This is a genomic window from Acidimicrobiia bacterium, assembly GCA_018057765.1.
In the GTDB taxonomy this organism is placed as follows: Bacteria; Actinomycetota; Acidimicrobiia; order IMCC26256; family JAGPDB01; genus JAGPDB01.
The window spans coordinates 1-12835 of record JAGPDB010000001.1 but is presented as its reverse complement, the minus strand read 5'-3'; the positions used below and the strand labels follow the sequence as shown (position 1 = coordinate 12835).

At 34.8% G+C, this 12835-nt stretch carries 17 protein-coding genes; 3 read left to right on the top strand and 14 right to left on the bottom strand.

The window, feature by feature from the left end:
• The first annotated feature begins 64 nt into the window (after nucleotides 1-64).
• Nucleotides 65-421: a response regulator gene (locus KBF89_00085; GenBank protein ID MBP9114726.1), complete on the top strand. Its 357-nt coding sequence runs from the start codon at nucleotides 65-67 to the stop codon at nucleotides 419-421.
• On the opposite strand, the gene KBF89_00080 is transcribed toward KBF89_00085, so the two are convergent.
• The 12 genes from KBF89_00080 to KBF89_00025 all read right to left on the bottom strand — a co-directional run bounded on the left by KBF89_00080 (nucleotide 422) and on the right by KBF89_00025 (nucleotide 9632).
• The gene (locus KBF89_00080) at nucleotides 422-826 is read right to left on the bottom strand and encodes a response regulator (GenBank protein ID MBP9114725.1); all 405 of its coding nucleotides are present in this window, start codon (nucleotides 824-826) and stop codon (nucleotides 422-424) included.
• A 169-nt stretch (nucleotides 827-995) separates the two neighbouring features.
• Nucleotides 996-1388 carry a YggT family protein gene (locus KBF89_00075; protein MBP9114724.1) on the bottom strand — a complete coding sequence of 131 codons (393 nt, stop codon included), beginning with the start codon at nucleotides 1386-1388 and terminating at the stop codon, nucleotides 996-998.
• 164 nt (nucleotides 1389-1552) lie between these two features.
• On the bottom strand, nucleotides 1553-1945 hold the full coding sequence (locus KBF89_00070) for a hypothetical protein (protein MBP9114723.1): 393 nt from the start codon (nucleotides 1943-1945) through the stop codon (nucleotides 1553-1555).
• Nucleotides 1946-1957: 12 nt separating this feature from the next.
• Complete coding sequence (locus KBF89_00065) at nucleotides 1958-2329, bottom strand: hypothetical protein (GenBank protein ID MBP9114722.1); 372 nt, start codon at nucleotides 2327-2329, stop codon at nucleotides 1958-1960.
• Nucleotides 2329-2805 carry a DoxX family membrane protein gene (locus tag KBF89_00060; GenBank protein MBP9114721.1) on the bottom strand — a complete coding sequence of 159 codons (477 nt, stop codon included), beginning with the start codon at nucleotides 2803-2805 and terminating at the stop codon, nucleotides 2329-2331. The genes KBF89_00065 and KBF89_00060 overlap by 1 nt, the downstream gene beginning before the upstream one ends.
• Before the next feature lie 49 nt (nucleotides 2806-2854).
• Nucleotides 2855-4222: a DUF2029 domain-containing protein gene (locus KBF89_00055; protein ID MBP9114720.1), complete on the bottom strand. Its 1368-nt coding sequence runs from the start codon at nucleotides 4220-4222 to the stop codon at nucleotides 2855-2857.
• Between the two features lie 3 nt (nucleotides 4223-4225).
• The gene (locus tag KBF89_00050) at nucleotides 4226-4918 is read right to left on the bottom strand and encodes a DUF2064 domain-containing protein (protein MBP9114719.1); all 693 of its coding nucleotides are present in this window, start codon (nucleotides 4916-4918) and stop codon (nucleotides 4226-4228) included.
• A complete protein-coding gene (locus KBF89_00045; GenBank protein MBP9114718.1) occupies nucleotides 4905-5576 on the bottom strand; it encodes a glycosyltransferase family 2 protein in 672 nt (223 codons plus the stop codon). The genes KBF89_00050 and KBF89_00045 overlap by 14 nt, the downstream gene beginning before the upstream one ends.
• A gap of 24 nt (nucleotides 5577-5600) precedes the next feature.
• Nucleotides 5601-6650: an NAD-dependent epimerase/dehydratase family protein gene (locus KBF89_00040; protein ID MBP9114717.1), complete on the bottom strand. Its 1050-nt coding sequence runs from the start codon at nucleotides 6648-6650 to the stop codon at nucleotides 5601-5603.
• A gap of 13 nt (nucleotides 6651-6663) precedes the next feature.
• On the bottom strand, nucleotides 6664-7656 hold the full coding sequence (locus KBF89_00035) for a radical SAM protein (GenBank protein MBP9114716.1): 993 nt from the start codon (nucleotides 7654-7656) through the stop codon (nucleotides 6664-6666).
• Between the two features lie 3 nt (nucleotides 7657-7659).
• Nucleotides 7660-8496: a PhnD/SsuA/transferrin family substrate-binding protein gene (locus KBF89_00030; protein MBP9114715.1), complete on the bottom strand. Its 837-nt coding sequence runs from the start codon at nucleotides 8494-8496 to the stop codon at nucleotides 7660-7662.
• Nucleotides 8493-9632 (bottom strand): acyl-CoA/acyl-ACP dehydrogenase, encoded by a 1140-nt coding sequence (locus KBF89_00025; protein ID MBP9114714.1) that lies wholly within the window; start codon nucleotides 9630-9632, stop codon nucleotides 8493-8495. The genes KBF89_00030 and KBF89_00025 overlap by 4 nt, the downstream gene beginning before the upstream one ends.
• Nucleotides 9633-9725: 93 nt before the next feature.
• On the opposite strand from KBF89_00025, the gene KBF89_00020 reads away from it, so the two are divergent.
• Together KBF89_00020 and KBF89_00015 are read left to right on the top strand one after the other, a co-directional pair.
• On the top strand, nucleotides 9726-10541 hold the full coding sequence (locus KBF89_00020; protein MBP9114713.1) for an S-methyl-5'-thioadenosine phosphorylase: 816 nt from the start codon (nucleotides 9726-9728) through the stop codon (nucleotides 10539-10541).
• 56 nt (nucleotides 10542-10597) lie between these two features.
• The gene (locus tag KBF89_00015) at nucleotides 10598-11002 is read left to right on the top strand and encodes a response regulator (protein ID MBP9114712.1); all 405 of its coding nucleotides are present in this window, start codon (nucleotides 10598-10600) and stop codon (nucleotides 11000-11002) included.
• Between the two features lie 130 nt (nucleotides 11003-11132).
• Here the strand turns inward: KBF89_00015 and KBF89_00010 are convergent, their stop codons facing one another.
• Together KBF89_00010 and KBF89_00005 are read right to left on the bottom strand one after the other, a co-directional pair.
• Entirely contained in the window at nucleotides 11133-12245 is a 1113-nt protein-coding gene (locus KBF89_00010) for a multicopper oxidase domain-containing protein (protein ID MBP9114711.1), read from the bottom strand.
• Between the two features lie 49 nt (nucleotides 12246-12294).
• A complete protein-coding gene (locus tag KBF89_00005; GenBank protein MBP9114710.1) occupies nucleotides 12295-12717 on the bottom strand; it encodes a cupredoxin domain-containing protein in 423 nt (140 codons plus the stop codon).
• Between the last annotated feature and the right edge of the window lie 118 nt (nucleotides 12718-12835).

The following is a 12835-nucleotide window of genomic DNA, read 5'->3' as shown; positions in this document are numbered from 1 at the left end:
CATAGGAAATATTGAAGTAAAAAAAGTACTGTTAGTAGAAGATGAGCCATCTCTGCGTACACTTTTGGGTTTAGCCATCGAAAAGGCGGGCTATGAGGTATGTTTGTGTGAAGATGGTTTAGATGCACTTGAAAAATATGATGAATTTAAACCTGATCTTGTTGTAACGGATTTATTGATGCCCAGACTAAATGGATTCGAACTTATCGAAAAAATACGAGAAAAATATGGTCCCAAAATTCAAATACTTGTTCTCTCAAATCTAGATAATTTAAATGATCGCCAAAAGGCAATGGCTTTGGGGACTGCTGGTTTTCTTATTAAATCAGATTCACCGCTGTCTGTAATCAAAAGTAAAATTATTTTATTACTAGATAGAGATATGTCAATTGACACAGATAATATCTCAGATATTATCTAATTATTTATTTTGTAAATTTTCTTTAATATCTTGAATAATAGCATCGAGTCGCATTTCTGCTTTAATGAAATATTTATCAATACCTAAGCCAATGTAGATATGCTTCTTTTCATCATCGCTTGAATTTGAAATTAAAAAAATTGGCAAATGTTTATATTTATCATTTTTTTTAATTTCAACTACCAGGTCCATTCCTGTTTCTTTACCTAATAGATAGTGGTCTAGCCAAATTAGGTCTATATTCTCAATTTCATCTAAATACTCAAGCGCTTGTTTTGTAGTTCGTGCAGATATGGTATTGAAACCTGCAAGTTCTAACTTAAATCCAACAACTTTCTGTAATGGTATCTCATCTTCAACAACTAGTACTGTCGGTTTTGTTAAATTCATTTTTAAAGTATACATTATAAAATTCTATGTACTGATTAATAAAAATATTATTTTGAAAGTAGTTCAATCTACATATGATAATTATCTCGATAAAGCATTTATTGAAATACTATATCCAGGAGAACATATTGAGAGAATTATTCAAGAAGAACTTTAGTTATAATTCATAACTGATGTTAATCATTTATGGTTGAACATTTCTTTTTCCAAGAGAAACTACTTTTAATATAAGAGCAGAAATAATTAGATAAATAATAGCTGCGATTATAGTCTCATATTCGATCTTTCCTTGACCGTTCCCATAAACAAAACTTTTACCAAAAATTCCATAAAACGGACGTACAAAAGGATTTGTTATATTATAAATGAATGAAACAAAGCCATTAGCTGTTCTAGCACCGAGCAACAATAATATGAATCTAATTGCTAGTAATGATAATAATACTGAAGTTATTAAATATATTATTTGGGAAACAAATGAACGACCAGATACTGTGCGATCGACCTCTTTAGGTCTAGTACCATTTGAAACAGCAGTATTTTCATGAACTACTCTTACTTCTTCGTTTTCAGACATAAACTCCAACTTTCCACTAATATTTAATTTATATAATAACATTAATTAAAGCAATAAATCTGTAAAATATCTCACATATTATGTATTTCTTCGATTTTTGCTATATTGATATAAAGAATATCTATAATTTTCTGAATAGGCATTAATACAACAAGTTTTATCATCTAGTGTTTATTTGAAATCGATCTCACGCGTTCTAGCCAAAGCAATGCCATTATTAAAATTTCATTTATTATCGCTATCCAAGCATATGAAGATATACCACTAAAGGCAATAGAAAATATTCGAGTCATGAATATTACACCAACAGCTAGCATTGCCGATAAAAGCCATACGTCGTCTTTTGTAATAAAATAGATACCAACTAACGCTATAAATATAAGAAACGATCCACCAATATGACTCGCAAGTGCATTATTTCCTGAAGCAGAATTACTATTTATTTTATATAAATTTTTAGCTTTCTCAATATTGCAGATCCAAATAGTTGCTAGTGAAAAAAGAAATAGCATCTCTGCGCCAATTAATATTCTTACAATAATATTAATAATTTTCATAACGCAATATACTTATTCCTGTTTTGTATAAAAAATATTTGTTAACGCTATAGCTAACAATGCAACACAAAAACCTAAAGTTAATGAGAATAAAGATCCTCCACTATCAAATATTCGCTCTTTGCCCGGCAAACGAAATTGATACAAAGCAGTAATACACATCGCTAAGTATGCCAATCCGATTCCTAGTAATAGTAATATGCTTTTTGATAGACCAACTAGGATAGTTGCAATACCCAAGACTATAAGTGTAATAGCAGCACTATTACCCATTTTTATAAAATTTATTAAATCTGAGTCAATTTGTGAGAACAAACTAAAAGCAATGGAGCTAGCACCAATGACAGTAATACTAGTTGAGAATTCTTTATTTAGTTTCATCATTATGATACCGCCAAGAATAGTTTTGTAATTCTGCCTTTACCATTAATCCAGAATTTACGTAGTACCCCATCTAGGCCACCGTGTCTACCAGCGCAACTAGCAAACATTAATAGGTTTGCCATTAGTAGTAAATAATAACTCCACGGCCATTCATTGGGAGCATTTAAAACCGTTAGCGCAATAGTTATCGACATAAAAGCACCTAACAAAGAGAAAAATCTAGTGTATAAACCAAATAAAATAAAAGCGCCAAGCGTTGCTTCTGTTATTAAAGACATCCAACCAAAAAAAGTAAAATTAGGTAAAATTATATTATCGACTAATGGTTTCATAAATCCTAATACAGGTTTTGTTGAACCAAACTTAGTGTAATAATATAGACCACTATTATTTTTCTTTCCAAAATTATCTGAAATTGATTTCCAACCAGAATTTTCAATCCAGAGTAAACCTAATGAGATTCTTGAAACGCAGATAATAATTGAAGAAAAATTTAACTTTCTTATTTGCTTAATCATAAATTTATTATACCTGAGCAATCTCTAAATTAACGTGATGCTCTTTTTTCTTTCTATAACTTCCAGCACCCCATAGCGCTAAAGTTATTATAACTGCCCATATATACAAATTATAAGCTATACCTCGCTGAGTTCCAAAAGACTGTTGTGCTAGATAAACGTAAGATGACACAAAGACTATTGGTAATATAAAGAATTTCTTTGTGATAGCGATTAGCGAAAGTAATAATAGACTATACCAACCTTGAGCAGGAGTTGAAATTAAAGTTACACAAACTAGTAATAGCAATGCACTATTTTCCGGAAATGATGGATCAGTTTTAAACATCGCATAAATAGATACTATCACTAGTACCAACAAAGCAATATAAGTTGATTGATGAGTAGTAAAAATTCTACTTAATAGTAAAAATCTTTCACCATTAGAATATTTTTCTTCTTCAAGATAGCCAGGTAAAAAGCCAAGAACTTTAGTACCAATAGAAAGCACATATCCTAAATAAGACACTGCTACAGTCAAAATAGCGCTGAGGATAACCCGAAGCGGCTTTTTTGAAATCAATGATGGAGATATAACTGCCGGATAGAACTTTGAGGCAAAAGCAATACCAATGAAAATCCCACATCGAATATATTTCTTTGAAGCACAAGCAGATAAAGCTAATAGTGCAAATATTATACCAAGCCAATCTATATGTGCATTATTAACCAATTCAATATATGTTATTGGGCACCAGGCAAAAACAGCACTCGCCCAAAGAGAACTTCCATTTACAGCTAGCCTTTTTGCTATTAGAAAAGAAATTATTAATACTCCAATTGCTCCAGCTACCTGGTAAGGCAAATGGCTTTTGCCAGTTATAAATGTAGTTAGATACAAAGCAGTAAATGTAGCCTGTGATGCTGGAGGATAAATTGTATTAACAGTTGGTCTATTAATCTTTGAACACTCACGCGGTTTAATACGATGTTCGGGGCATGGCTTTTTTCTTGAAAATATAAAATCGTCACGAAGATACGCTACCTTCTCATCAGCAGGCGAATACCTATAAGGATTAATGGCATTTACTTGTACTTTTCCATCCCAATAATATCTAAAGTCATCATCACTAGTCGAAGGAGGCGAACTCATCGCACATATTTGTAGAAAAACGGCACCTAAAACTAAAATTACAGCAAATGATTTTTTTGAAATGTTTAAATTCTTGATAGCTAAAATCGATATTGAAAATAAAATTAGATTTATAGTTAATAGTTTTATATCATTATATTTAATTGTTTCAGTATTTAAAAATAGAACTGTGATTATACCTTGTGCAAGGAAAGATATAAATAAAAGATATTTGAAAAAACTTTGCTTAAGGAGAATACTCATTAACTAATCTAATTCTTCAATGATCTTTTTAAAGGTATGCCCAAATCGCGAACTTGGTATCATTTCATAAACCATGTGGGCAGATTCTATATCATCAAAATCAGTTAATGTATCGAGTATCTGAACATTTAAATTTAATTCTTTTAATCTATTAAGTTGTGCTTTACCTGTCTCATTTGTTGACATAGCAATATCACTAAATGCATATTTCGCTAAGTCCGGATTTCTGAACCCAATAATCCAATAACCACCATCTGTTGTCATCCCTATACATGCATCAAATTTAATTGGGTCAAAAGCCGATAGTAAATAATTTGTTATCTGTGGTGTATCCATAGCGACCAACATCGCTGGTTGTTTATGGCTAACATTCATAAATGCAAAACTTAACCGCTTAGAAAAATCTCCATCACATTGAGAAATTATACTTGTAAAAGCTTCAGAGTATTTTTTAGGATCGCCTTGAAAGTATAGGACTGAATCTATTGAATTGATTCCTTTTATAGTATCAATAGTATCTAATAAAGCGCTATCTGCAAGTTCAGCTGCTTGTTCGTAGGTTAACGGAGGGACGAGACGAGTTTTTACATTACCAACAATTGGTTCTTTTGCAATTAAAATAATTGTTTTTCTAGAAATATTGTTCGATATGGTTGAAGTATCACTAGCCTCCATTAGATTATTACCGACTTTCACTTTCAATATGCATATCTGAAAATGCCTTATTCATATCTTTAATAGCATTTATCGTACCACGAAGAGTGCCTGTTACTTTAGACTTACCTTCACGTTTGAGATATTGAATATCAAAAGTCTTAATTTTCCAATTTTTTGCGTTAGCTCGTAAAATCATTTCCAATGGATAGCCACTACGTCTATCTTTAATATTAAGATCAATATATTTTTGTGTATTCACTATTCGAAGTGGACCAAGATCAAAAAGTTTATAGGTTGTACTTTTCCTTATTCTTCTAGCTAATTCTCTATTAGCAATTCGCATAGGAATTGTCATTGCACTATAAGATGCGGGAATTCGTCTAGCGATTGCTAAATCTATAGTTTGTTCTTGGACTGCAACTGCCTGTAAATCTATTACGCTTGGATCAATAGTTGCATCACAATCACAAAATGCGATTGTTTGTGCACTTGCAGCTAACAAGCCGGCATGGCAAGCAGCGCCATAACCAGGCTGTTCACACTCAATAACTTTTGCTCCAAAACTTTTTGCGATCTCAATAGAATTGTCACTTGAACCATTATCTACAACAATCGCATTAATATTTTTGCTTACTCTACTTAGAACCCATGGTAATGCTTTTTCTTCATTTAGACATGGCAGAATTAGATCAATCATATTATATTTATACCCATATTTTCACTAGACATGATTGGTCTTCATCGCTTCGTCAACAAGGCCTTTCATGCCTTTCTCAAAATCTATTTCTGGCTGCCAATCTAATTCAGTTTTTAGCCTTGTTGAGTCCGCAGTAATATGTCGAACATCTCCAAGACGGTATTGTTTTGTCACAATAGGAGCTTTCCCATTAAATGCTCTCGACAATTCATTAGCCATATTTCCTATTGTTCGAATAGTGCCCGATCCAGTATTAAAAGCACGAAATCCAGATTTGTGATTAAGGTTTGCTTTCACTGTTGCTTTTGCAATGTCAGATACATGTATAAAATCTCTACGTTGACAACCATCTTCAAAAACTTTTGGCGCTTGATCTCTTAATAATGACGAAATGAAAATTGCAGCTACACCTGAATACATACTATCTTTAGGCATTTTTGGCCCATAAACATTATGGTATCTCATTGCGCTAACAGAACCATTCGTTAATCTTGACCATGAGGAACATAGATTTTCTTGAGCAAGTTTTGTTGATGCATATACATTACGTGGCATTAATGGATCATCTTCTATGACACTTATTGGAGTTAATTCATTATCACACATAGGACAATTGGCTTCGAAGATTCCTTTTGTCAGATCATCCTCATTGCGTTGAGTAGGTATCACTTTGCCATGTTCAGCACATAGTGAATATCCTTCACCGTATACAACCATTGAGCTCGCAAGCGTAATATTAGAGATATTTTGTTTTGTCATTTCTTCTAATAATATTGCAGTAGCTAAAACATTAGAAGATGTATAATCAACAGTGTCATACATATCTACACCTAAGCCAACTTTACCAGCCAAATGTATAACATGATCAATACCATTTAGTACTTTGGGCAATAAAATTTCATTTCTTATATCTTCATGAATAAAATTAACATCATCTGAAAATTTAACCTCATTGCCATGGTGAACATCTGGTCTTAAAGAATCTATGACTCTGACACTATGTCCTGCTATTAAAAGTTCATTAACAACATTTTGTCCAATAAATCCAGCACCACCAGTAACTAAAATTTTCATCAATCAATTCCAATCAGGCACATGGAAAAGCAGATGCAAGAACATCTCCCTTAATGCGATGTTGCCTATATTCATCTTTAATTGTTGATATAGTTTCAGCTAATGGTGACCAATCGTTTTGGACTTTCATGCTTGGATCAATCGCTGCAACAGGATGCCAATAAACACCTTCTTTTGTAATACACACTTCAGGAATCAAAGACGCGCGAGACATTACAAGCCCAGCATTTGCATAACCTTGTTTTGCAATACGTCGAATAACCCTCTGGTCTTGTTCCAACTTCAAATCATCACATAATGCATTCCATTCGCTTTCTGTTTCGCCTGCATCCTCGCCTAAAGTTGCAGCGACCCTGACTCGAAATCCACTTTCTATAGCAAACTTTATGCCAGCTAATGCCTTATCGAAACTCCCCTGCCCGCGATGTAAATCATGTAGATCTGGTGTTGCAGAATCTAAACTTATTTGTAAAGTCAAATTATTACGATCAACATTTTCTAAACGACGTCTACGTTCACCAGTAAATACCATTGCATTAGTCAATACTGTTGTTGGGAATATTTTTGTAGATAAATTCAGACGTTCATCTAAGTCAATGAGCATAAATGGTTCTCCACCGGTTATGAAAACCTCTTTTACATTTGAATTTTTAGCTTGATCAATAATCTTCTCAAATTCATCAACAGTAATTGTGCGTGGGTCAACTTTTGGGGATGCTTCCACACAACAATAATCGCATTGAAGATTACATGAAAAATTTGTGTAGATCCAAAGTCGATGGCCTGGTCTTTTATCAGGGGCTAGAGCTTCTATTGGATCAGTTACCCGACCTCTTAAAATTTCTACAGAATCACCATGAACAGTCAATAAAGTATTCCCCGTTGATTGTGTCCAACGGTTTATAGTATCAACATCATCAGGACCATTAACTTCTATACGAACTGTGGTGCCTAAAGGTATCATCTGCACACGTTCGACTAGCTCAAGCGCGAGCAATGAATTCATAATTTACCAACGATCCGAAATGCCTTGAGTTTCCATGGCCATTTCTAAAGATTTATAGCCATCTAAGTTTGGAAGTTTCCATTCTTTTAAGCCTTCAAGTTCTAATACAACACGATGTTCTGGGATTTCCCAGTCCATCTTCAAAAGATTATTAACCCATCTTTCGATCAAAGGATCTTTATCAGGTCTTAGCGTTGTAAAGTTACAATGGCTATATTGTTCAGACTCAAATACAACTTCTAAATCAGAAGTTGATTCGTCACCAGCTGCATTTAAATTATTCCAAGTATTAACACCGATTGCTGCAACATCCGCTTCATCGTTAAGTACAGCTCGTAGAGCATCAAGATCAGATCGACCTGTGTCACCATGCTTACCAACATCTGAATCAAAAATAATGAAAGTACAATTGTCTTTGTCTATTCCTGCTTGTGCCAAATAATGTTCGGCTAAAATTCTTGCTTGACCCGAATCACGAGAACCAAGAGCAACACGTTTATTCTTTAATGATTCAAGAGACTTTAAACCTGAACCTGATCTTGAAACAAACACAGTTGTAAATACTAAGTCAGTATCACGAGTCGCTAGAGCTCTAGCTTTACCATCAGTCTGATGCAAAGTACGTATCCATGCCACATTTGTATTCCATGCAACATCAACATGACCTGCAATTAATGATTCAACTTGACGTTCATAATTTGAATATAAAACAAAGTCCATAGGTGTATCGGTTTCTCGAAAGTAATCTTTGATTCCTTCCCATATTGGTACTACGTTAGGGCTATAGGCAACCGCACCTATTAAGAGTTCATTAGTTTTTTGTTCATTATTATTATTCAAAATAGATCCATTCCGCAAAGGCCTTTGCCTAAGAAATCAAATAGGGCATCAGATGTTGGTGCCATTACAAATCCTGCACGTGCATCGCGTGCTGGTCGGTCAATTCCTAACTGCTTTGAGAATCCCGCGCCACCAGCTATACGCATAGATAAATCAGTGACGTTAAGTGCACCTTCATTACATCCTGCTTTCGAGCCGAGAACAAATAGGATAGTTGAGTCGTCAGGTGATGCTATCTTTTCTGCAGTTTTTTCTAACAAAGCATCAATAGATGCTAGTTGAACCCAAGCTTTAGCTATATAAGCACGAATGGTAGGAAGATCAGCAAGTGTTGAATCTGAATATTCAAAACGAGAAGCTGAAGCATGATCGATAGCACCAGTTAAAGCAGCTCGTGCCAAACCTACTGAAACAGCCGAATTACCGAGACAGAACCATGGAAGTACAACTGACATTAATTGACCAAAACCAGTTTTTTCTTCACCTAAACGAGCGGTACTATTAGAAAGTTCTATATCAAGTGATACTGGTGCAGAGTCATTGCCACGTAAACCAAGACCAGTAAATTGCCCTGAAACTTTAACTCCTAGTGCAGTTCGGTCAACTACATATAGGTTGCTCTCTACAGGACTTTCTCCTTCTGGGGCTTGTGATGTAATAACATAAACATCAGCTTCTGATGCGGAAGTTACCCAACTTTTTTCGGCAACAATACTAACTTTGTCTTCATCTGTCGATTTCGCTTGTGAGACTGGCGCCCAAAAATGACTACGTGATCCTTTTTCGCTAAAAGCAAGTGTTGCTAATTTTTTTCCACTAGCAAGATCCTTTACAAGTTGATCTCCTCCATTACTTGGCGGTGCTGCGGCAATAACCGATACTGAACACATATGCATCAGATAGATCATTGAAGTCGATCCACAAGCTTGTGCGATTTCACGAACCACATGCGCAAATTCAACTGGTCCATAACCAAGTCCGCCATTAGTTACTGGAATATTAACACCCATCAAACCAGAATCGGCAAGTGCACTAATTGATTCTGTTGGAAATTTTGCATTATCATCAGTCGCTTGTGCATTATCGCGGATTATTGGTAGAACTTTTTCTAGCCGATCTAGGATGTCGGTAATCATATATATTCCTCCTTCTTTGCGGTATTATATATACATTACGATGCTCGCAGTGCTTTTAGATTAAATACCTTTTGCAATGCTACTATATTTGACATGTATAAAACTGCTGAACCAATTGGAATTATAGGAGGTTCGGGTTTTTATTCATTACTTAACGATTCTGAAACTCTTAATATTGCAACACCATATGGAAAAACTAGTGATGATATCACTAAAGGTACAATCAACGACCGCACTGTATACTTTCTTTCTCGCCATGGTTCTAAACATCAATACCCCGCACATCGGGTTCCTTACCAAGCAAATCTTTGGGCATTAAAGTCACTTGGTATTAACCAAATTATTTCCCTGACAGCAGTTGGTTCTCTCGATGCACAACTCACACCTGGGACATTTGTTGTTTCCGATCAAATCGTTGATCGCACACGTACACGAATTTCTACTTTTTGCAATGAGGATAAAGGTGCTATACATGTCTCGCTTGCTGACCCATATTGCGAAAAAGGAAGATCTGCATTAGTGGAGTCTTGCAAATCTTTAGAGTTCAAATTTTGCGACAAGTCAATTATGGTAGTTATCGACGGTCCGAGATTTTCTTCTCGTGCTGAATCTCAAGAATTTCAACGCAACGGTTGGTCTATTATTGGAATGACAGGAATGCCTGAAGCTGCGTTAGCTAGAGAGTTATCGATGTGTTACAGCACACTTTCTTTAGTTACCGATTTTGATGCTGGAGTTAATTCTGGTGAAGGTGTGACCCAAAAGGAAGTACTTGAACTATTTTCAGCCAATCTTCCTAAAATGAAAGATATTGTTATGAGAGCGATTGATTTTTTACCAGAAAAACAAAGAAATTGCGAATGTGTAACTGTTTTTGAAGGGACACCCAAACCTTATTGGATGCCATAAACTTGATAATTTATATTTTTACTTGACTTAAGTCCCTAAAGTGACGATAAATTTATATGGAAAATTCGCCAAGCTTTAGTGTCCTTGTAATTGATGATGAACCTTCCCTTCGTAATGCTATGGCTCTTAAACTTTCTAGTCGTGGCTATGAGGTATTTCAAGCTGCTGATGGAAGAGAAGGTTTAGAACTTGCATTAAAGAGTTTGCCAGATGTTATAGTTTCTGATCTGATGATGCCAAATATGAATGGCGCGGAACTAATAGATGCATTAAAAGCCGTTGATTCAACTAGGCATATTCCTGTCATTGTATTATCAAATGTAGATAATGTTATTGAATATCAAAGCATTAGTACTACAAGTGCAAACCTTGATGGTATAAAGATCGTTAAGAAAGCAGAAACTCCACTAGATAGATTAGTAGATCTTGTAAACCAAGCAATTGCAATGTTTGTTTGCTAAATATTAAAAAATAATTTATATTTCATTTTCTACTTATGGATATTTAAATTTTAGATACATGTAATTTTCACAAAAAAAGAGGGCCCTAAAGCCCTCCTAATGTAATTTTTATAAACTTAACTAAATAAGATTAATGACCGGCCATTCCAGCTACAGGTGCACTTCCATCTGCATTATTAGCTTGAAATAAACCTAAAGCACCTTTACCGATGTTTGAAAACTTGTGTGTTACAAACGCATAGTGGCCTGCTTCTTTCAAAGTAAATTCAACGAATCCACCTTGTGCAGGTTGAAGGTCAAGTGCTTGTGATCCACCAGGTCCTGGCTTTAATAAGTAGTTTCCTTCTTTATACACTGTGTCAAAAATTGTTCCGATTATATGGAAAGAAGAATTCTCATTCGGCCCACCATCTAGAACCCACATACGTATTCGTTCGTTTACTTTTACTTCAAGTGGCTTGAATTTATATTGATTAACATAACCGTTAAACATTACTGCATCAAATTTACTGTCAGTCATTTTTGCCAAATCGCCTGGCTTGTCTTTTGGACCAGTATAGAGTTCACCTTGCATAACAATATATTCGTGATCAACTTTTGCTAAATCTGGTGGATCAATAACAACTGCACCCCACATACCGTTTCCAATATGGTGTAGTGCTGGCGCTGTTGCACAATGGTACATCCAAATACCCGCTTTTTCTGCAACGAAACTATAAAGTAGAGATTCGCCTGGAGCGATAGATTTCATTTTCTCATCCATTGCTGCATATCCAGCATGGAAGTCCAATGAGTGTGACATTTTACCATCATTTTTAAGAGTGATGTTAAAAGTGTCACCAATTTTACCATGTAGTACAGGTGCAGGAGCCACACCATTAAATACCCACATCTCTTGCTTTAGACCAGGAGATACTTCTATAACTTCTTCAGTTGCAGAAAGTGTAATGTTATGTACCTTTGCACCATCAGCAGGAGCTAAAACAGCATCTCTAGGTTTAAAGTCTTTAGCAGGTGTTGCTGTAAAGTCGATCTTTGCATCATCTTTATTAATTGAAGTTGGACTCATATCCATTGAGTCTTGCTTCTTATCGTCTTTTTTGTCATCCCCACAAGCAGTAAGTGAGAGAATCATAAATATACTTAAGGCAAGAGCAACTATAGTAATTGATCTTTTAAGCATACCTTTCTTGTTCTTTGTGGAGTTTATTTCTCCACTTGATTCTTTTGTCTTATTCATCATTAGCTCTTTTCTTAGATGGTTAATATTAAGGTCTTATCTATATAGTCGCTTATTTAACAACTATATTCATAAACATGCCTGCTTCTTTGTGTCCAGGTATTGCACAATTAAGTTCAGTACTTTTTTCCACTTTACCTATTTCTAAATCAGCAGAAGAGAAAGGGGTAAGATCCGCAGTTTTGAATTTTCCATCTTCAGTGCTTAAATTATGAACAACTGTTCCATCATTAGTCACAACTAGCTTAAGATTGGTTCCAGCTTCTACTTCTATTGATGCTGGTGTAACAGACATACCTGATACATCATCTTTAAGTGAAACTTTTACTGTTTTAGTATTGGTACTAGTACTTGTCTTTGATTCCTTTTTGTCATCGCTACTCGATCCACATGCTGTAGAGAGCGCTGCAATACTCACAAGGCTTAATGCGATAATCGCCATTTTTGTAATTTTTGTAATTCTAATTTTTTTCATCTTCTACTCCTTTTGTAGTTGATACAATGTTAACAGATATAATTTCTTAATTATTGATTATATAGAAGAAATAAAAGATATCTCGATGGGTGATCTTAAGATCAAAATTACAGATATA

What these genes read in the sequence shown, in the direction of transcription:
- KBF89_00080 (MBP9114725.1), bottom strand. Translation starts at nt 826, where the DNA reads ATGTATACTTTAAAAATGAATTTAACAAAACCGACAGTACTAGTTGTT.
- KBF89_00075 (MBP9114724.1), bottom strand. Translation starts at nt 1,388, where the DNA reads ATGTCTGAAAACGAAGAAGTAAGAGTAGTTCATGAAAATACTGCTGTT.
- KBF89_00070 (MBP9114723.1), bottom strand. Translation starts at nt 1,945, where the DNA reads ATGAAAATTATTAATATTATTGTAAGAATATTAATTGGCGCAGAGATG.
- KBF89_00065 (MBP9114722.1), bottom strand. Translation starts at nt 2,329, where the DNA reads ATGATGAAACTAAATAAAGAATTCTCAACTAGTATTACTGTCATTGGT.
- KBF89_00055 (MBP9114720.1), bottom strand. Translation starts at nt 4,222, where the DNA reads ATGAGTATTCTCCTTAAGCAAAGTTTTTTCAAATATCTTTTATTTATA.
- KBF89_00045 (MBP9114718.1), bottom strand. Translation starts at nt 5,576, where the DNA reads ATGATTGATCTAATTCTGCCATGTCTAAATGAAGAAAAAGCATTACCA.
- KBF89_00040 (MBP9114717.1), bottom strand. Translation starts at nt 6,650, where the DNA reads ATGAAAATTTTAGTTACTGGTGGTGCTGGATTTATTGGACAAAATGTT.
- KBF89_00035 (MBP9114716.1), bottom strand. Translation starts at nt 7,656, where the DNA reads ATGAATTCATTGCTCGCGCTTGAGCTAGTCGAACGTGTGCAGATGATA.
- KBF89_00025 (MBP9114714.1), bottom strand. Translation starts at nt 9,632, where the DNA reads ATGATTACCGACATCCTAGATCGGCTAGAAAAAGTTCTACCAATAATC.
- KBF89_00020 (MBP9114713.1), top strand. Translation starts at nt 9,726, where the DNA reads ATGTATAAAACTGCTGAACCAATTGGAATTATAGGAGGTTCGGGTTTT.
- KBF89_00015 (MBP9114712.1), top strand. Translation starts at nt 10,598, where the DNA reads ATGGAAAATTCGCCAAGCTTTAGTGTCCTTGTAATTGATGATGAACCT.
- KBF89_00010 (MBP9114711.1), bottom strand. Translation starts at nt 12,245, where the DNA reads ATGATGAATAAGACAAAAGAATCAAGTGGAGAAATAAACTCCACAAAG.
- KBF89_00005 (MBP9114710.1), bottom strand. Translation starts at nt 12,717, where the DNA reads ATGAAAAAAATTAGAATTACAAAAATTACAAAAATGGCGATTATCGCA.